At 39.3% G+C, this 18832-nt stretch carries 23 protein-coding genes and 1 pseudogene; 16 read left to right on the forward strand and 8 right to left on the reverse strand.

The genetic code is table 11. The features are described 5' to 3' along the window. Window positions 1-16 precede the first annotated feature (16 nt). Together KHA99_RS27185 and KHA99_RS27190 are read right to left on the reverse strand one after the other, a co-directional pair. Window positions 17-220, reverse strand: a complete 204-nt coding sequence (locus KHA99_RS27185; protein WP_213120601.1) for a DUF1657 domain-containing protein — start codon at window positions 218-220, stop codon at window positions 17-19. Between the two features lie 57 nt (window positions 221-277). Continuing rightward, window positions 278-481: a DUF1657 domain-containing protein gene (locus KHA99_RS27190; RefSeq protein WP_213120602.1), complete on the reverse strand. Its 204-nt coding sequence runs from the start codon at window positions 479-481 to the stop codon at window positions 278-280. A 169-nt stretch (window positions 482-650) separates the two neighbouring features. Here KHA99_RS27190 and KHA99_RS27195 point away from each other — a divergent pair, with 169 nt between their 5' ends. Together KHA99_RS27195 and KHA99_RS27200 are read left to right on the forward strand one after the other, a co-directional pair. Beyond that, window positions 651-989 (forward strand): YmaF family protein, encoded by a 339-nt coding sequence (locus KHA99_RS27195; RefSeq protein ID WP_213120603.1) that lies wholly within the window; start codon window positions 651-653, stop codon window positions 987-989. Window positions 990-1103: 114 nt separating this feature from the next. Continuing rightward, complete coding sequence (locus tag KHA99_RS27200; protein WP_213120604.1) at window positions 1104-1706, forward strand: hypothetical protein; 603 nt, start codon at window positions 1104-1106, stop codon at window positions 1704-1706. A 141-nt stretch (window positions 1707-1847) separates the two neighbouring features. Here KHA99_RS27200 and KHA99_RS27205 read toward each other — a convergent pair whose 3' ends face one another. Then, complete coding sequence (locus KHA99_RS27205; RefSeq protein WP_213120605.1) at window positions 1848-2117, reverse strand: hypothetical protein; 270 nt, start codon at window positions 2115-2117, stop codon at window positions 1848-1850. Window positions 2118-2718: 601 nt separating this feature from the next. Between KHA99_RS27205 and ltrA the strand changes: the two genes are divergently transcribed. Next, on the forward strand, window positions 2719-4020 hold the full coding sequence (gene ltrA, locus KHA99_RS27210) for a group II intron reverse transcriptase/maturase (protein WP_213116059.1): 1302 nt from the start codon (window positions 2719-2721) through the stop codon (window positions 4018-4020). A 220-nt stretch (window positions 4021-4240) separates the two neighbouring features. Continuing rightward, window positions 4241-5167, forward strand: a complete 927-nt coding sequence (locus KHA99_RS27215) for a YitT family protein (RefSeq protein WP_213120606.1) — start codon at window positions 4241-4243, stop codon at window positions 5165-5167. Window positions 5168-5782: 615 nt separating this feature from the next. On the opposite strand, the pseudogene KHA99_RS31075 reads toward KHA99_RS27215, so the two are convergent. From KHA99_RS31075 to KHA99_RS27230, 4 genes and pseudogenes are all read right to left on the reverse strand, one after another. Beyond that, a pseudogene (locus tag KHA99_RS31075) lies at window positions 5783-6152 on the reverse strand (IS5/IS1182 family transposase); the annotation flags it as partial. Between the two features lie 408 nt (window positions 6153-6560). Further along, window positions 6561-6812, reverse strand: a complete 252-nt coding sequence (locus tag KHA99_RS27220; protein ID WP_213120607.1) for a sigma-G-dependent sporulation-specific acid-soluble spore protein CsgA — start codon at window positions 6810-6812, stop codon at window positions 6561-6563. A gap of 124 nt (window positions 6813-6936) precedes the next feature. Then, window positions 6937-7185 (reverse strand): hypothetical protein, encoded by a 249-nt coding sequence (locus tag KHA99_RS27225; protein WP_213120608.1) that lies wholly within the window; start codon window positions 7183-7185, stop codon window positions 6937-6939. A gap of 148 nt (window positions 7186-7333) precedes the next feature. Then, window positions 7334-8044, reverse strand: a complete 711-nt coding sequence (locus tag KHA99_RS27230) for a class I SAM-dependent methyltransferase (RefSeq protein ID WP_213120609.1) — start codon at window positions 8042-8044, stop codon at window positions 7334-7336. A 117-nt stretch (window positions 8045-8161) separates the two neighbouring features. On the opposite strand from KHA99_RS27230, the gene KHA99_RS27235 reads away from it, so the two are divergent. Together KHA99_RS27235 and KHA99_RS27240 are read left to right on the forward strand one after the other, a co-directional pair. Continuing rightward, the gene (locus tag KHA99_RS27235; RefSeq protein ID WP_213120610.1) at window positions 8162-8734 is read left to right on the forward strand and encodes a YkoP family protein; all 573 of its coding nucleotides are present in this window, start codon (window positions 8162-8164) and stop codon (window positions 8732-8734) included. A 106-nt stretch (window positions 8735-8840) separates the two neighbouring features. Beyond that, on the forward strand, window positions 8841-9200 hold the full coding sequence (locus tag KHA99_RS27240; protein ID WP_213120611.1) for a hypothetical protein: 360 nt from the start codon (window positions 8841-8843) through the stop codon (window positions 9198-9200). 40 nt (window positions 9201-9240) lie between these two features. Here KHA99_RS27240 and KHA99_RS27245 read toward each other — a convergent pair whose 3' ends face one another. Further along, window positions 9241-10122: a VanW family protein gene (locus tag KHA99_RS27245; protein WP_213120612.1), complete on the reverse strand. Its 882-nt coding sequence runs from the start codon at window positions 10120-10122 to the stop codon at window positions 9241-9243. A gap of 171 nt (window positions 10123-10293) precedes the next feature. Here KHA99_RS27245 and KHA99_RS27250 point away from each other — a divergent pair, with 171 nt between their 5' ends. The 10 genes from KHA99_RS27250 to KHA99_RS27295 all read left to right on the forward strand — a co-directional run bounded on the left by KHA99_RS27250 (window position 10294) and on the right by KHA99_RS27295 (window position 18741). Further along, window positions 10294-10839, forward strand: coding sequence for a helix-turn-helix domain-containing protein (locus KHA99_RS27250; protein WP_213120613.1), 546 nt, complete (start codon window positions 10294-10296; stop codon window positions 10837-10839). A gap of 124 nt (window positions 10840-10963) precedes the next feature. Beyond that, window positions 10964-11158, forward strand: coding sequence for a hypothetical protein (locus tag KHA99_RS27255; RefSeq protein ID WP_213120614.1), 195 nt, complete (start codon window positions 10964-10966; stop codon window positions 11156-11158). 359 nt (window positions 11159-11517) lie between these two features. Then, the gene (locus KHA99_RS27260) at window positions 11518-12270 is read left to right on the forward strand and encodes an SDR family NAD(P)-dependent oxidoreductase (protein ID WP_213120615.1); all 753 of its coding nucleotides are present in this window, start codon (window positions 11518-11520) and stop codon (window positions 12268-12270) included. Between the two features lie 78 nt (window positions 12271-12348). Continuing rightward, window positions 12349-13962, forward strand: a complete 1614-nt coding sequence (locus KHA99_RS27265; protein ID WP_213120616.1) for a long-chain-fatty-acid--CoA ligase — start codon at window positions 12349-12351, stop codon at window positions 13960-13962. Window positions 13963-14071: 109 nt separating this feature from the next. Further along, a complete protein-coding gene (locus tag KHA99_RS27270; RefSeq protein ID WP_213120617.1) occupies window positions 14072-14641 on the forward strand; it encodes a TetR/AcrR family transcriptional regulator in 570 nt (189 codons plus the stop codon). A 184-nt stretch (window positions 14642-14825) separates the two neighbouring features. Next, window positions 14826-15227: an acyl-CoA thioesterase gene (locus KHA99_RS27275; RefSeq protein WP_213120618.1), complete on the forward strand. Its 402-nt coding sequence runs from the start codon at window positions 14826-14828 to the stop codon at window positions 15225-15227. Between the two features lie 55 nt (window positions 15228-15282). After that, window positions 15283-16359 carry a phosphotransferase family protein gene (locus tag KHA99_RS27280; RefSeq protein WP_213120619.1) on the forward strand — a complete coding sequence of 359 codons (1077 nt, stop codon included), beginning with the start codon at window positions 15283-15285 and terminating at the stop codon, window positions 16357-16359. Between the two features lie 17 nt (window positions 16360-16376). Continuing rightward, window positions 16377-17117: a 2-phosphosulfolactate phosphatase gene (locus KHA99_RS27285; RefSeq protein ID WP_213120620.1), complete on the forward strand. Its 741-nt coding sequence runs from the start codon at window positions 16377-16379 to the stop codon at window positions 17115-17117. Between the two features lie 28 nt (window positions 17118-17145). After that, a complete protein-coding gene (locus KHA99_RS27290; protein ID WP_213120621.1) occupies window positions 17146-17916 on the forward strand; it encodes an SDR family NAD(P)-dependent oxidoreductase in 771 nt (256 codons plus the stop codon). A gap of 42 nt (window positions 17917-17958) precedes the next feature. Next, on the forward strand, window positions 17959-18741 hold the full coding sequence (locus tag KHA99_RS27295) for an enoyl-CoA hydratase/isomerase family protein (protein ID WP_213120622.1): 783 nt from the start codon (window positions 17959-17961) through the stop codon (window positions 18739-18741). Window positions 18742-18832 lie beyond the last annotated feature (91 nt).

Genomic DNA, 18832 nt, shown 5'->3' on the forward strand with positions numbered 1-18832 from the left:
AGTTCACCCCAAATCATTAGCCCCTATATTGCGGTTCTAGTCTTTCGAGCTCTAAAACACGATATTGAAGATCTTTTTTTATTTTTCCAATCGTTAGCATTGAGTCATGAAATGCTTCTTTCGCGCTTTGATCCAAAGAATTTAACGCCAATGATGATAGCTGCGATTCAATCCCTTTTAGGGAGGCAAGACATTGTTTAACATTTGATGCAACTGTCATATTTTGCTCCTCCTTACTAAAACAGAAAATGGGTTGGCGAAATCGCCAACCTATCTTTTACTGATTGTATTGCGGTTCTTCGTTTATAATTTCCTGGATGCGCGGTTCAACACTGTCAATGATCGTCTGCGTTTGCTGGGCCGCCTGCTGATAAATTTGCTTGGCGCTTTGGTTTTCAGTCTGCAAAGCAAACGATTCAAAACTAGCCTGAGCCGATTTTAAACCTGCCAAAGTCTGTTTAACTTGTGTACCTACAGTCATTCCATTTCCCTTCCTTCTTTAAAAAATATTCCTTACTTTGATAGTGTGCGTACGATAATTTGACTTATGTATTACCATTTTAGTGAAAATTTTGGAAGTGTAATTTATAAATTCCCATTTTCGAGCATATAGATGGAATGAAAAAAGGACTATTTTGGGGGTGGAGGGATTGTCGAAAATAGGGAAGGATGATTTTACGGCAGGGTTTGTCCCGCATCATAACCACGGTTCGGTTGATTATACTGGAATGAGTGCCGGGCATGTACACCAGTGCCTAGATGTAACCTCGCCGCCGATTCCTACTCAGGATGGAGGGCATGTTCATTATACGGAGGGATATGTTTTATTTGAAGATGGGCATACCCATCATTACCGTGCCTATTCAGGTCCAGCGATACCGGTTGGAAACGGAATGCATGTTCATTATTACGATTTCCATACGAGTGAAGATGTTGGCCATAGCCATCATGTCAAAGGTGTCGACCACCCAGCACCGGGAACAAAATAAATCTAAAAGAGGCTGTCCTTCACAAAAAGGGCCGCTCTTTTTTTGGTTTTTCTTATTCAAAGGTTGTGAATTTTTGTAAAATTAAGGTAAAATTGGTTAGAGGGGGGGTTAAATGTGTTATTGAAAAGAAATAGTTCAACAGATGAAAACTCAGTTAAATTAGCAGCTTATACAATTATTTTGTACATAAGCAGTTTGTTTGTACCATTTGTTGTTGTGGCGTCCTATCAGAGCCTTGTATATTATTCCCGTTCGCAATGGCTTTTTGTAACACCTTTTTCGGCTTATATCACCTTTATGGCTGGAATGCTTTATGGAGCATTGGTATTAACCGTTTACCTCATTTTTAGACAACGGTGGGAAGGGCCAAAATTTAAATGGACGACAGTATTACTTCTTATAATTTCGATTCCTGCATTTATCTTAAGTTTAACTGCGTATTACTACATAGATGAAAAAGGAATCCACAATAATTCTTTAACGACTTTAACGGAAAAAGAGTATAGGTGGGAGGATATTGCAAAAGTAAAGATTGTCTATAGAAACCACCAAGGGACGACTCAATATTACCAATATCAATTCGAAAAAAAAGATGGCAGCGTGATTACAATTCCTTATGATGTTAAATTTAGGGAAAACATAAGAAGAATAGAAGAAAAAATTAATAAATACAACATCATTGTTACGGATAATTTTAAGAATCCGATTGTCGATTAGAAAAATTAAAGGTCTGGCTCACTTTCGTAGGGGCAGACCTTTTTTGATAATTTTTTCCAAATGTTCACAGAACTGCCACAAGTAGTGCGTTTATGGTTATTTTTTGGTGCTATAATAAAAGTGTAAAGGAAATACACAAACCTAACAACTTAGGAGGCTCAACCATACGTGTTCGTTCCGTTTGTGAACGAAGTAGTAAGGTAAAACTATTCCAGCAAAAACGGAATAAAGAGTCATCGGTCCAATACCGAAAATGATGTTTGTTTTAAAAGGAATTTGAATTCCATCTAACATGTGAATTAATTCCTTCAACGGAACAAACACAAAATCGGCTGATTTTTCATAGTTTCCAATTAGATATAAAAAAGCTAATTGGAAATGAAAATTGAAAAAGTAATTGGCTGATTTCATGGTTGGGTCTCCTAAGTTGTTAATAAAAAAGGAGCTGCTTTAAAAAATAAAGCAGCTCCTTTTTTTATTGCGTGCCCAGCAAGCCGTTAATTGCTAATTGGTGAAAGTCCAATCTGAGTAAGTACCAAGACGCTCAGTAGCTGACAGGCAACTGGTGAAGAAACTCTAAGGTTGAAGCCCTGTGACAAAGTAACTCTCTAGCAGAGTGCGAGCAAACTAACAGGTTGTAACATTAAGTGAATCCTGCCGTCTCGTCAAAGGAACCCACCGTCGGTGGCTAAAGAGAAGTCGAGCCTTGAGTATATGGGCGAAGACCATGGAAGGTGTGAAGAACTTGGGAAAGCAGCACCAAGGAATCTCTCGGGGTAAGGGGAGCGACATGTTAGGAAAGTAATTAACGGAACTGGGGATACCCTCCTCGTCACTTTCATACGAAAGTAAAGCAGAAACCTATAAGTGTAAACGAAGTGGTGAATGGATGAGAGGGAGTCGGAGGGGGTCATAGTACCAATGATGACAATGACAACATAACATTGTCTAGGGAAGGACGGCAAAAGCCAATACCCTACTTCGTTCATATGTTGGAAGGAGGTAAGAGTCAGTGAATGCCAAGAAAATGGCTAACTACACCAATAAAGTAAAAGCTCAAGAACTCTGGAAGACGTTATATCTTTGTGCCAAGGAAAACACTAGCCGTAGATTTCATGCTTTATATGACAAAATTTATCGTCCTGATATCCTATGGGAAGCCTGGCAACGTGTGAAACGAAAGAAAGGCAGTGGGGGCGTAGATGGACAATCGATTGTAAATATCGTCGAGGAATACGGAGAGAAGAAGTTCTTGAACGAACTCTACCTAGAGTTGAAAGAGAACAGATATCATCCCAATCCAGTCCTAAGAACCTACATACCAAAGGATGACGGGAAGAAACGTCCATTAGGAATCCCAACCATTAAAGATAGAGTTGCACAAATGGCTACTAAGATGGTTATTGAACCTATTTTTGAGGCTGACTTTCATGATTGCTCATTTGGTTTTCGTCCTAAACGTAATGCTCATCAAGCCATGGCAAAGATACGAAAAGCGAGTAAGAAATGTTTTTGGGTAGTAGACGTCGATATCCAAGGATATTTTGATAACATCAACCAAGATAAATTGATGAAATTGGTCGAACAACGTATCAGTGACCGCAGAGTTCTAAAGCTAATTCGTAAGTGGCTGAAGGCGGGCATCATGGAAGAAGGTAAGATTAGAAATCCGATTTCTGGAACACCGCAAGGTGGTGTTATCTCCCCGCTGTTAGCGAATATCTATTTAAACACAATGGATAAAATTTGGGAGAAGCGATTTAATCATTTAGGTGAACTGGTCAGGTATGCGGATGACTTCGTCATCATGTGCAACACTAAACAACATGCACTTAAAAGCATTAAAGTTATTCAAGCAATAATGGGAAAACTGGACCTTTCAATTAATCGAGATAAATCAAGATTGGTTCATCTTTGGGATGATATAGAGGGTTTTGACTTCTTAGGATTTCATAATAGGAAGTTTCCAATCCGTCGGAAAGGCGGTTACACATTATTTGTGATGTCACACATCCCGAAAAAGAACGCAATGAAGAAAATGCGTGCAAAAATTAAGGCATACACTGAGCCAAGGGCAAAATTGTACATGGATATTCATGACTTGGTGATCGGATTAAACAAGAAACTACAAGGTTTCAAAAATTACTATCTCATATCACTTAATGCAAAGAAATGGCTTAATCGGATTGATTGGTATGTGTTAGAACGCCTAACATTATTCTATAACAAGAAAAGAAATAGTCGTATGAAACATGGGAATTTAATAGACGTACGAAAAGAAATTGGTCATTTATTAGTGAAATTGGCTAGTTAGTCTCCGTAAAGCCAAAGAAAGAAGAACGTCGGAAAGCCGTATGAGGGAAAACTTCACGTACGGTTTGATGAGGAGGAACTGAAAGTAAAAGAGATAGCCGAAAGGCTATCCCTCTGAAATCAGTTTCTTACTCTACTGTGAATAAAGATGCAAAGTATTATACATAGGCGCAATTATTCGGTATTCTATTTATAGGAATTAAAATGAAAGGGGCAGGATAATGACAGGAATTCAAGATCTTAATTTAAAGGAGCAGCAGGAAACACTTGCAGCAGAACTAGAAAAAATCCACCACCGAAAATTGACAAAAAAGAAAATTCTCCAACGCATTTTATTAATCACCCTAGGTGCCACCTTAATGGGGGTCGGACTAGAAATCTTTCTCGTTCCAAATAATGTTATTGATGGCGGAATTACCGGAATTTCCATTATGCTATCCTATCTAACAGGATGGAATTTAGGAATATTCCTTTTTATTCTAAATATCCCTTTTTTCTTTATCGGCTACAAACAAATCGGAAAAACATTTGCTCTCTCTACACTATATGGTATTATCATTCTTTCCATCGCTACTACATTATTCCACCCAGTTCCAGCCTTTACACAAGATATCCTCCTTGCGACTATATTTGGGGGAGTTGTCCTCGGAATAGGGGTCGGTATAGTTATTCGTTATGGAGGATCTTTAGATGGTACAGAAATATTAGCCATTCTTTTTAATAATAAACTCCCGTTTTCGGTCGGTGAGATTATTATGTTCTTTAACCTCTTTATTCTAGGAAGTGCAGGCTTTGTTTTTACATGGGATCGCGCTATGTATTCTTTAATAGCCTATTTTGTTGCCTACAAAACGATTGATATTACGATTACCGGCCTTGATGAATCGAAATCAGTTTGGATTATCAGTGACAATGCCAGACAAATAGGCGATGCCATTCTGCATCGACTTGGACGTGGTGTCACATATCTAAATGGAGAAGGGGCTTTTTCCGGAGATGACAAAAAAGTGATTTTTTGCGTCATCAATCGTCTTGAGGAAGCGAAATTGAAAGAAATTGTCACCGATTACGATGATCATGCCTTTTTAGCTGTCGCAGATATTGCTGAAGTAAGGGGCGGAAGATTCAAAAAAAGAGATATCCATTAATAAGAAAAATGATGGAAATTCTAATTTATTGCCGAAAGGGTAATTTGTCGTTTCTGGTCTAAATATCAAGAAGGTGACGCAAGTAACTTGCGAATTCTGAAAATTAATTGTCGATTTATGATGAAAATGAATCTAAAGTAACTGCATGTTTTGTCGCACCATGCGCTTGCCTAGGAAATAAAGAGTGCAAAAAAAGCAGTATTTCCAAAAAAGATGGCAGAGTACTCTGCCATCTAGATTGTCGAGAAGGGGTAAAATTCTCGGCGATTTTTAATTTTATCCAACCTAAATTACAAATTTTTATTGATAATCCCTGCTAAAGGGCCTGTTGATTTCCGCTCCGGGCACTCGCTTTCCGCGGGGAGGTCCTGAAGCCTCCTCGGCGCTAAAAGCGCCTGCGGGGTCTCCAGTGACCTCTATATCCCGCAGGAGTCGAGTGCCCTCCGCTCCAATCAACAGGGAGGCAAATCAATCAAAGTATTGCAACACACATTTTCTATCCTTGATAAGAGTGTTGCAATCTTTTTCACATTTTGGTAGGCTGCAGTAAGAAGAGCCTGGCCTTTTACATTATTCAATAAAACCCCTGTAACTGCATGTAAGTAGTCCTAAGGTCAAGATACAGAACATTTCCTGCTTATTTTCACGAGACATAAATCCATATTTAGGGTCTGTTGTATTTACCCGAATTTCTTTTGTTTCTTTCTCTTCCACTTTTTCCTTTACCGGCTTTTTCCAGACTTTATTCTATCCTCTTTTATAGCTTTAGTTATTTCCTCAAAATATTAGCGAGTCCCTACTTCCACATTGTAAACTTATGTATATTGGCGTTTGCCTTTAAATGAGTTGAATCTGTAAATAAAACACGTCCCCCAACCATTTGGTGATTCATTGCTAAGAGAACAATTTCATCAAAAACACCCTGAAAAATATTAGTACCTTTAAAGCAGTGTTGACGATTCCGACTAATCGTAGCATGATGTGGATTTGTCAATCAAGCGAAGAAGGTGGCCATCTTGAACCAATTCATCAATAGAAACAAATTCATATTCACTTTGGCTATACTCTTTTGGCTTAAATATTAGTCTCACCACTTATTTTGTTGAAGTTGAAGGACTTACTTTATTGAATACACCTGTTGATTGGCGCGGAAGGCACAAAGACTCCTGCGGGAGTACGGGGCAGGGGAGGGGAGACCCCACAGGCGCTTAAGCGCCGAGGAGGCTCCCCGTACCGCCCGCGGAAAGCGAAGTGCCTGGAGCGCCAATCAACAGACTTGTTGAAAAGCCTTTATTATTATTATAAAAAATTAACACTCTGAATCATCAGAGAAAGTGAATAAAATAAAAGGCTATCGATAGTTTCTCGACAGCCTGGATGGCAGAATACTTGCTTATAGCAATAGTTCATAAACTTCATTCAGTTGGTAAGCTCTCTTCTCGTCTTGTTCCTCACGGGCATATTTAATTTCATCAGGCAGGATTTTATTTAAAAAGTCCATTTCTTTACTGCTCAAATCCCGGACAAAATCCCCTTCAGAATGATAATGCCCTTTTACGAGTTTTTGATATACTTGTTTGCCATCTGTATGGTTATCAGTATAATTAGATAAAATTTCGCGAAGATATCCCAAGGTTTTATCCATGATTTCACCCATCCTTTCACGCCCTTATTTTTCATCGAAAGGCTAAAAATATTCACTGTAACGGGGTCTGGATATTATTTTTGGTGAAATCAAGAAAAAAAAGCAAGTACATGTCGTACTTGCATTAAAAGAATAATGGAAAACCAAAGCCGAACCCAACAAATGGGAAGAAGATAGGCGGTCTAAAAAACGGACCTCCGAAGAAAGGGAAGCCATAGCCGTTACCTGAGCCTGAAGAGTTAGATAATTCCTCAATCTCAAGGCCGTCTTTTCTCACCTTTTTCACTTTCCCAATTGACCATTCGCCCTCTTTATTTTTAAAGCGAATCATTTGACCCTCCAACCGACGCGCTTGTTCATAATTCAATTCCACTCTATAGTTCCTCCAATCAACAGTACTTGCTATAAAGTATGAGGGTAGTCCTATTTCTGTAAGGGCAGACATCCAAACCTCGTCCCATTTTTTAATAAAAAGAAAACAACCCTTCATTCAATTTTGAATTTCAGGGTTGTTTTCTTTATTACTTTGTACAAGTAATAATTCGGTGGCTCAAGATATCATGGTACTTAACAAGAATGTTTCCATGCTGATTTAGAATACCAAAAAGCTCGGGCTCGAAATTTGCGGAGAAATTAAATTCCTGTCCTGTATTTCCATTAACGAAATCAAGGGGATGCATACTTAGCTTAGTATCGTGAAAGCCGGTTTCTTTTAAAATTTTTCTCCAATCCTCCTCTAAAAGCAAGGAATCGACTGCGTAAAACTCTTTAATTTCCGTTTCTTCCTGGGAAGTAAGCTTTTTATTTATGGTCATCTCATTAGCTAGAAAACGTCCACCTTTTTTTAATACCCTAAAGAGTTCCTTTAAGGCCTTTGGTTTATTAACAAAGGCTAAAACAGACTCCGAAAGGACAAAATCAAAGGTTTCGTCTTTAAATGGAATTTGTTCTATAGAGCCTTGAACTAATTGAATGGGAAGCTGTCTGTCTTGGAAACGGTTCTGAGCTTTTTCAATCATAATAGGGTTAAGTTCCAATCCAAACACGTTTGCCTTGTATTGCTCATACAAATAGGCAGATGTCTGTCCAGTTCCGCAGCCTGCATCTAAAATATAAGAATTCTGTGTAATTTTTTCTTGCAAAAGCATATTTTTTGTTAAGCTAAATCCTCCGGGATGGGCACCACCAATGCCAAACTTGGCAAGGAAATCAATGTACGTCAGGCCTCCCATAGACACACCACCCTATTTCTTTTTTGCATCTTATGAAAAAGGGCTATAATAGGTTCTCTTTTCACGGGATATTTATAAAATATAAACATGGGCCAGGGTAAGAATGGAGTGGAGGATATGGGGATACGCAGCACATTATTGTGGGTTTGGAAATTATTTGATCCGCTATTTTATCTTTTCTCCCGATTACATTATATAGGGGATGTGAATAATAAACCTTCTGTATTCAGGGTTAGGTTAACTAAATATAAGGGGAAAAAATATATTCTCTCTGACGGGACAAAAATTGATAAAAATGATCTGCTGTTAAAAATTCATTTACATAATGTCCGTATAATGGCGGAGATAGGCAAGATTAATAACGATTTAAGAAGAGCTAAGCTTACGTATAGGCTCGTGTTACATTCCATGCCAGCACTAGCAAGTTATCTCAAGGAACATCCCGATGAGAAAAAAATAAAAGGAATAATTGGCATTACATCTCTTAATCGCGGTGTTAAAGCTCTAGGATTTGAATGTTTTAAACCGAAAAGCCGCATTTACCGTTTTTTTAAAAAGCTTGGACAGCTGCCCATTTTTTTTCTCTCCAATTCCTCTTTAAGAAATTTTCAAAAGTATCATCTAACGTATTTATTTTTGTCCAAGGAAACGCTTTATTCGAGATATGGGCAGGGTTCTTCCGAGAAATAACAAATTATCTATGGATTCCTTCTCATACTCCTATAAAAACTGCACAAATTAAGCAAATGGAAGGGTGCAAGACATTCTTCACATTTAGTGTTAAGGGGTGCAAAGCATGAAAAATCTAAGCAGAATGCCGTTTTTAAAAAAGTTCAGGCCCAAAAGAAGGAATAATGGAGCCATGTGGGCATCTCTTATAGGAATCGGTGCAGTCGTTTATGGGATAACGAGAGGAAAACGAAACGATTTCGGCCTTCCTATTAAAGATGCTGTTAAAAGCATGGCACCAAATATGAATTTCGCAGGGATGAATAATGCAGTAAAAAATATGGCACCGAACATTAACCTCGAAGGTATGAATAATGCAGTAAAAAATTTGGTGCCAAATATGAACCTCGATAGGATGGATAATGCAGCTTTAACTGAGTTCTCTGAAGAGTTATTAAAGAGTGCCTTAAATAATGAACGGCACTAATATGCAAACGAAGAGGCTGTCTTAAAATGTCAGCCTCTTTTTAATAGCGGGGATTTGGAATTTTTCTTGGTATGTAATTACTTGTTTCGGAAGTGAAAACCTTTATAATCAGCAAACCGCCGAGTGTTCTTGCTCGGATTAAAACTGGCTGGCTGTATTTATTTTTAAAAACAAAATCAGGTCCATACCAACTGACCGTAGCATCTCTGCCGGGTGGAATATATGGAACAGTACGGCTGTGGGAAAATCGCTCAACAATCTCAAGTCCAGCGTTATCGACGGCATTAAAAAGGGTCGAGGATACTTGGCAAATTCCGCCTCCTATATCTTCTGAATATTCGCCTCTTACAATTACCTTTGCTGTTAAGTAGCCCTTGGCTTTTGTCCGTTTTCCGACCACCTTGTTAAACGAAAACGTCTCACCTGGAAAGACAACATAATTATTAATAGCTTGGGCAGCTAATTTAATATTTGTGGATCGGTTTTTATTAGACGAATTAAATGAAGTCACATAACGGCCAATTCTTACTGTACTGATCTCATTTAGAAGTTCACTGTCTACCTTTGGATATACGGTGAACATCGGAATTTCTATGCTGTTCGGGTTATTGTTATAAAAATAAGAATAAAACCGCTCCGTAAAGGCTTGGCGATGGATTTGAAAGCCTACCTTTTCTGGTATGATATTTCCATTATGGTCAAAGCTTGCATTTTCAGGCTGGTCGGAAACTTTTTTATCCAGTTGGTCTAAAAATTGGTCATATTTTTTAGTATTAATGATTGGTAAATCTGTATAGGGTGAGAAAAAGTCCACTCGGCTAATCTTTGTTATGGAGCTGCCGTCCTTTGTAATTGTCAAATAATCAGGCTGAGAGACCGGTTGAACAGCCAGCCAAAAGCCGAGAACCCACGATAATCCCATATTACAAAACCTCCTCATTATAATATGGGTTGAAATTTTATCTTTCATGTAGCTAAAAAAGAATTCTTTAAAGGCATTTAATAAAAATGAGGAATAAGGGTTTACAAAATTAATAAAATATAATATATTATCATTATTGATAATGATAATAAAATTTAGGAGTAATTATTTATGAAGGATTCCAAAGTTGATGTTATATTACACCCGGTCAGAATGAGAATCATTCAACAATTAATTAACCAAGAACTGACGGCGCAGCAATTAAAAGAATTGCTACCAGACATTCCGCAAGCATCTCTTTATCGAAATATCAAAAAATTGGCGGATGCCGAAGTGATTCAAGTTGTTGCAGAAGTGCCGATCCGCGGGACGGTTGAGAAGGTTTATACCATTCATCAAACAGGAATGGCAGTTAGTCCAGAAGAAATGAATAACATGTCTAAAGACGAACATATGGGCTTCTTTATCAAATTTTTGGCCAATTTGATGGGGGAATTTGAGCGCTATTTAAACCAGGAAAACATTGATTTAATTGCTGATGGAGTAAGCTTTCGGCAGGGGACTTTTTATTTAAATGACGAAGAATTCAGGGAATTTATCAAGCAACTTACAGTTGTATACGCGAACATATCCCAAAATAAGCCTGAGAAAGGAAGAAGAAGTAGGAATATAGCGAATATTTTCATACCTGGGGAGAAATGGAGTAATGGGGACTAGTTCACTAGTCTCTTTTTTTTAGAAAAAATGAAAAAATTGTAGAAATATGCTATATTAGCATTAGATAACAAAAGAATAGGAGAATGCTAGCAAACTGCTAACATCAGAAACGGGAGTGTCTGTTTTGGAGCAAAATGACAGAATTCAATTAAATGTAAGAATTTCGAAGGACACCGCGGCGAAACTTGATGAGATTGTCGAGTATTACCAGCAAGGATTAAAGCTTGGTAGAATCTATAAGGGTGATGTTCTGACCGATATTATTGAAAAATCGTATGAAGTGATGAACAAACAGAAAAAAATGCAAAAAAGATTTTAATAAGGAGGGGGCTGTCAAATGGGACAGCCTCTTTCCAGCTAATAAGAAAGTATAAACTTTCTGTCGAAAGCTTTATACTTTCTTAACGCATAAGTGCAACTACGCCTCTGTCTTCGCCCTTAGGGGCTCGCCAATCGGCGAGTTTTCTTTATTTTCAGTGCGAAAATTGTAAAAATTTATTAGAATATTTAGAAAAGAATTTGAATTATTACTTCACCAATAGTATAATTATAGTTATTACATACCAACCGGTTAGTATAAGAATCGCAAACAATTTTTATGCGGGCATCTAAGATGATAATGTAAGCGTGTTCAAACTAACTATATCTAAATTTGAGAAAAGTGAGGTTTGATAGTTTATGAGATTTTCAGGTAAAACAGCCATTGTAACCGGCGGAGGAAGCGGGATTGGGCGCGCAGCGGCCATCCGATTTGCACAGGAAGGGGCAGCGGTAGCAGTAGCGGACGTTGATTCCCTTGGTGGTGAGGAAACGGTCAGTATTATAGAAAACGCAGGAGGAAAAGCGATCTTTGTAAAAACAGACGTTGCAGACTCCAACCAAATAAAAGAATTGATCAGTACAACAACGAACACCTTCGGCTCTTTAAATATCATGTTCAACAACGCTGGAATTGGCAATTCCGAGGTGAGAAGCACGGATTTATCAGAAGATGAATGGGACAAAGTCGTTGATATTAATTTAAAAGGGGTTTTCCTTGGCATTAAGTACGCGGTTCCTGAGCTAATAAAAGCAGGCGGAGGGGCAATTGTTAACACGGCAAGCCTATTGGGATTAAAAGGGCAAAAGTACATGTCGGCCTATAATGCATCTAAAGGCGGAGTGGTGATTTTGACGAAAAACGCCGCACTTGAATATGGAAAAAAGAATATCCGTGTAAATGCGATTGCACCTGGTGTCATTGATACGAAAATCATTGAAAACTGGAGACAAAGCGAGTGGAAATGGCCGATCATCTCAAAGGCAAATGCCCTTGGCCGGATTGGCAGTCCTGAAGAGGTAGCAAATGCAGTTTTATTTTTGGCATCAGATGAAGCCTCTTTTATAACAGGTGCAACACTTTCAGTTGATGGCGGGGGTCTGACGTTCTAATTGGAAACGAGGAATTTCTGCAGCTAGACAAGAACGAAAAAGAACTGTGATCTATAAATATCATTCGGAGGTATATCGATGAGTTATCAGAAAGCATGGCTAGCAAATTATCCTGAATCTATTGCAAAGACGATTGAAATTCCTAATAAACCGTTAGGTCAGATTTTAAAAGAAACTACGGAAAAGTTTCCGGAAAATAATGCTCTATCATTCTATGGAAGAAAAATAAGCTATAAAGAGCTATCATCCCTTGCGTTTGCGTTTACTTCGGCCATCCAGCAAAACCAAGTCCAAAAAGGCGATCGGGTTGCCATCATGCTGCCAAACTGTCCGCAATATGTGATTGCCTATTATGGCATCCTAAACGCCGGCGGCATTGTCACACAAGTCAACCCGATGTCTGTTGAAAGAGAACTCATTCATATATTAAACGATTCCGGTGCGGAAACGATGGTCGTTCTTGACTCCCTCTACCCACGGGTGAAAAGTGTGCAGGCACAAACTCCATTGAAAAATATTATTGTTATCAGCCTGCAGCCTGCAGGACAGGATTTTGCTCCGGACCGCAGCTTTGAAAGCTTCCTAAAGGAGGGCAATGGAAATGTGGTTCCGGTGGAATTTGAACCTGAACACGATGTTGCTGTTCTTCAGTATACTGGCGGAACAACAGGCCGTTCCAAAGGTGCAATGCTAACACACCGCAATATTTTGGCTAACGTCATTCAATGTCAGGAATTTTTCAAACATGAAATGGAATTTGGCAAAGAGAAGTGCTTAACGGTAATCCCTCTTTTTCATGTGTTTGGGATGACTTCATGTATGAATCTTTCTATCTATACAGGCGCTGAGTCCATTATGCTTCCGCGTTTTGACCTTGAAGAGGTGTTGAATACAATCAAAACAGAACAACCAACGACCTTCCCTGGAGTTCCAACCATGTACGTTGCTCTAACTAACCATCCGAAGGCAGAAGAGTACGGCTTAAATTGTATTCGGACATGTAATAGCGGAAGCGCGCCAATGCCTGTTGAATTGCTTCGTGAGTTTGAAGGTAAAACAGGAGCGCAAATTTTGGAAGGCTACGGATTATCGGAAGCATCACCGACAACACACTGCAACCCGCCATTTGCTGCGAGAAAAACGGGCAGCGTTGGTATTGGAGTACCTTCAACAGAATATAAAATTGTCGACCTATCAACAGGAACGGAAGAAGTTCCGACTGGCGAACTAGGAGAAGTGATTATTAAAGGGCCACAGGTTATGAAAGGGTACTGGAACATGCCGGAGGAAACGGCAAATACCTTAAAGGATGGATGGCTGTATACAGGCGATATTGCCAAAGTGGATGAAGATGGCTATTTATATATTGTCGATCGAAAAAAAGACATGATCATCGCAGGAGGATTCAATATTTATCCTCGTGATATTGAAGAGGTTCTGTATGAGCATCCTTCTGTCCAAGAGGCTGTTGTCATCGGGGTGCCAGACCCTTACAGAGGAGAAACAGTAAAGGCGTATGTCGTCTTAAAAGCTGGAAAAACGGCAACAGAGGATGAGATTATTCAATATTGCAGAGAAAATCTTGCAGCCTATAAGGCGCCGCGCAATGTGGAATTCCGTGAACAGCTGCCCAAAACTGGAGTCGGGAAAATCCTCCGCCGCAGATTGAGAGAAGAAGCTTTAAAACAGTAGGTCACACTTATAAAAATTTTTAAAAAGTTCACGCAATCAATATTATAGAAGAGATAAAGTTTATGGTATAATCTCGAATAGATATTTACATGATTGTGAGGATATTAAGGTGAAGGAAAAAATAACGGAAAAAAGCATCCGCTTATTTGAAGAAAAAGGATTTAGTGAAACGTCCATTCAAGACATCGTCGATACACTTGGGGTGACAAAAGGGACCTTTTACTATTATTTTTCTAGTAAAGAAGAACTGCTTATGGATATCCATCTTGGATATATTAGCGAAATATTAAGCCGTCAAGAGCAAATCTTAGGGGATGAGTCAAAAAGCTTTAAGCAAAAATTATTTGACATTATCTTAATGTTAATTTCCGATATTAAGATTCGCGGCCGTGCAGCAAAAATCTTTTTTAGAGAAATGAAAAATTTAAGTCCGGAACATGCTGCATTAATTGTGCCGAAGCGGGATCAATTCCGTTTAAATACCGAAGAGCTGATTCAAGCCGGAATGAAAAATGGCGAATTTCGGCCTGATTTAAATGCATCCATTGTTTCTTTTGCGATTCTTGGGATCGTCAACTGGAGTTATCAATGGTTTAACCCAAAGGGAGCTTATACGGACCAAGAGGTAAGCGAGATATTTGTCGATATGATTTTAAAGGGAATTCAATTACGCGGATAGAAATAAAAAGAGGGATATTAATGCCGATTATATTCCTCTTTTTAAGGCAAGAACATACCAACCGGTTAGTATTGGTGGAAAACTCCAAAATTAATAGGTATATATCAAAAGAATGGTGCATTTCATTTATTTGGAAAGCTTGTTTTTCAAAACGAATGTGGAGACGGAGGTATAAAAGAAGAATATGCACGAAATACAGATAACTGTTCGTTTCGGCGAAACAGATGCATTAGGCCATATCAATAATACAAGTTATTTCATTTACCTTGAAGAAGCAAGGATTCGCTTTTTTGAAGCAATTGGGTACCAAGTTGATGCACGGGATTGGAATTTTATCCTTGCTTCTACGAAATGTGATTTTATAAGCCAAGGGTATTTCAATCAACAATTAATAATTAAAACGAGCGTCTCCAAAATTGGTTCAAAAAGCTTTCACCTGGACCATGAAATCATTTGTTCGCAAACAAAGAAACTGATTGCCCAAGGGAATGCGGTGATGGTCTGCTTTGATTTTGAAAAACAACAAAGTGAGCCACTGCCGGAAGTTTTATTAGATAAACTGAAAAGTCATCTGGTGTATTCATAGGGTTAAACGCAATAATAAAAGTCTGAATTTTTTGAATTGAAAGGAGGATGAAAACATGCCTTATCAAATGAATAAGGATACGATTCCTGTTCGTATAGGAGAGGAGTTAAATCTAGCTATTTTAGAATCGTTTTTGCGTGAGAATATTAAGTCGTTGCCGAGTGCCCCGCTAGAAATTTTACAGTTTTCTGCAGGTGCCTCGAATTTAACCTATCAAATAAGGATGGGAGATTGGGAGGCAGTGTTAAGACGTCCTCCTCTTGGTCAGGTGGCACCAAAAGCACATGATATGGAACGGGAATTTAAGATTCTGACAGAATTAAATCCCATCTTCCCAGCCGCACCTAAGCCATTTCTGTTCTCCGATAATCATGAGATTGTCGGCAGCTCATTTTTTATCATGGAGCGAAAGCATGGTTATGTCTTGGACACTTCATTTCCTGCTGGAGTAAATGTAACACCTGAGCTTTGTCAACAGATTTCTGAACTAATGGTTGAAAACCTGGCGAAACTGCATGCTCTTCCTTACAAGGAAACAGGACTTATGCAAATAAGCAAGCCTGAGGGCTTTATGGAGCGGCAGGTTCACGGCTGGATTGGCCGTTATGAACGGGCCAAAACGGATGAAGTTGCCGAGGTGGAATCCCTTAAGAAGTGGCTTGTGAGCAATATTCCTAAACATTCAGAGGCTGCCGTGATTCATTATGATTACAAGCTGAATAATGCGATGTTAAATGATGATTTTACCGAGATGGTCGGTTTGTTTGATTGGGAAATGACTACCGTAGGTGACCCCCTTGCTGATTTGGGGGCTGCGATGAGTTACTGGAGTCTCCCTGAGGACACGCAAAACATGAAAAAAGGGATGGGCAGAGATCCGGTTACCGCTGTCCACGAAGGTTTTTTCACAAGGAAGGAATTTATTGAGTGTTATGCCAGAAAAAGCGGCAGGGATGTCTCTAACTTGCATTTCTATTTGACGTTTGCTTATTTCAAACTCGCTGTCATCTGCCAGCAAATCTATTATCGTTATAAGAAAGGTCAAACGAGCGATACAAGATTTGCAACCCTAAACAATTATGTTAAGGGATTAATCCAGCATGCGACATTTACAGCCAATGAAAAGCTTTAGCAGGGGGATGGAATGAAATGGCCAAAATTCACCTTCTTGTGAAGAAGGAAGATATTAGTGAGGAGAAAATTTTAGAAGGAAATAAAGTGGCAGTTGTTTTAGACATTCTTTTAGCCACGACAACCATTGTATCAGCTTTAAAGGATGGAGCAAAGGAAGTTATACCGGTTCTAAACAGCTCAGAAGCTAGTGATTTAGCTGAAAATTTCATGCCCGGTACCTGTCTTCTTGCTGGTGAACTGGACGCGAAACCAATTGACGGCTTTTTATATCCTAGTCCAACCTTAATCAGGGAGAATGTCAGAGGCAAGACGCTCATTTTATCTACCACAAATGGTACAGTTGCTTTAAGAAAGGCTGCTTCCGCCAAGATGGTTTATGTAGCATCGATTTTAAATAATCCTGCGGTTGCCGAATCGTTGGCAAATGTTGGGGAAGAGCAGACCATTCTTATCATATGTTCCGGAAATTCCGGAGAGCTCAGCTTAGAAGACTTTTATGGTTCAGGGCATCTAATTGATTGTTTGGCAAGAGCAGGCCAACATGAGCTAACTGATGCAGCAAAGGCTGCCATGTATTTTTACCGCGGCCAGGAACATGCTGGATATGAAATATTCGTAAACTCCTATGTTGGCAAACTACTAGAAAAATATGATCAACATCCAGATTTGAAACTCGCGGTTTCTAAAGGGATTACATCGATAGTACCAATTTTGAAAAATGGAAAAGTAATAATCGAGACAGCTTGCACTGTCTAAAACTTAAGGAGATCAGGGGGGATAATGGATGAGGTTTTTAGATACCGTTGCGTTAGTGACCGGGGCCGGTAGCGGAATAGGAAAAGCCGCTGCCATTAAGCTTGCAAGTGAAGGGGCAAAGGTCATTTTGGTGGGCAGGACAAAAAGAAAATTGGAAGAAACGGCTGAAGAAATAAATCGCCAAAGTAAAATTCCAAGGGCTGAAATTTTTCCGGCAGATTGTACGGATGCCGAAGATGTCGAGGAGCTGGCAGAATATGTCCAGCAGCATTATGGTGATCTCCACATTCTTGTTAATAATGCAGGAGGGTCACGACACAACAGAATATTAGACATGTCAGAAGCAGATTGGGACTATGTTCAAAATGTGAATTTAAAGAGCGTATTCCTTGTCTCTAAAGCTATGGGGAAAATCATGATTGAGGGCGCACAGCGTTCCGAGCACAATCGTGCGATTGTCAATATTGCCTCTTTATCGGGACACCAGGCTGGGGCGGAAATTCCTCACTATAGTGCAGCTAAAGCGGCAGTGATTAATTTTACAAGATCATTGGCGTTGGATTTTTCTAAATACGGAATCCGCGTGAACTCCGTTTCGCCAGGGTTTGTCGAGACCCCGTTGACCGAACGTGGCTTGCAAAACGAACGTTTTGTCCGTGCCATTGAAAAAAATACGGCAATGGCGAGAGTGGGAACTCCTGAGGAAATTGCAAGTGTCATAACGTTTGCAGCATCCAGCGATGCCTCCTATATGACCGGTTCTGATTTACTAGTGGATGGCGGCTGGCTGATTAAATAATTTTATAAACCTTAAAATTTTTAAATGGAAAGGGAGATTATAATGGCGCAAGAACATTTATTAGTAGAAAAATTAGGACCTGTTTTATCACTGACCTTGAACCGCCCGGAAAGCCTCAATGCCTTTAGCCCGGAAATGATTTTAGGATTGAAGGAAGCTCTCAGAAACGCGCAAAATGATGACGATATCCAAGCAATTGTCCTATCTGGATCCGGCCGTTCCTTCTGTGCCGGCGGTGACGTGAAAGGGATGGGACAGGGAAGGTCAGGCGTTCAAGTTTATGAACATATTGGCAAACTGAATGAACTTATTTTATTAATGAAGGATGTTGAAAAGCCGATAATTGCCGCGGTTCACGGCTTTGCAGCGGGTGCAGGCTTTAATTTGGCTCTGGCCTGTGATCTAATAGTCGCAGCCGAGGACAGTAAATATGCCCTCAGCTTTTCCCAGGTCGGGCTGATTTCTGATGGAGGCGGTTCTTATTTCCTTCCTAGATTGGTTGGTCCGCATTTAGCAAAGCAATTCTTCTTTACAGCAGAGCCAATTCCGGCCGAACGGCTTTATCAATTAGGCGTCATCAATTATCTTGTTCCTGCTGAGAAGCTTCAAGAAGAAACAACTAAATTAGCTTTAAAATTAGCGAATGGTCCAGGATTGTCATATGGAAAACAGAAGAAACTGGTTGATAAAGCGTTTAATTCATCGCTGGAAGAGATTCTTGAGCTAGAGCGTTTAACCCAAATGATTATGGTTGAATCAGAGGACCATAAAGAAGGAACTACAGCATTTAAAGAAAAGAGAAAACCGGTATTTAAAGGGAAATAAGAGTTTATTAAGGAGGCCCTCTGAGTCACTCAAGGCCTCTTTTTCTATGAAAATATTAACAGAATATGAACAATGTATTAATTAAAAGGGA

Source organism: Neobacillus rhizophilus, from assembly GCF_018343535.1.
GTDB classification, from domain to species: domain Bacteria; phylum Bacillota; class Bacilli; order Bacillales; family Cytobacillaceae; genus Neobacillus; species Neobacillus rhizophilus.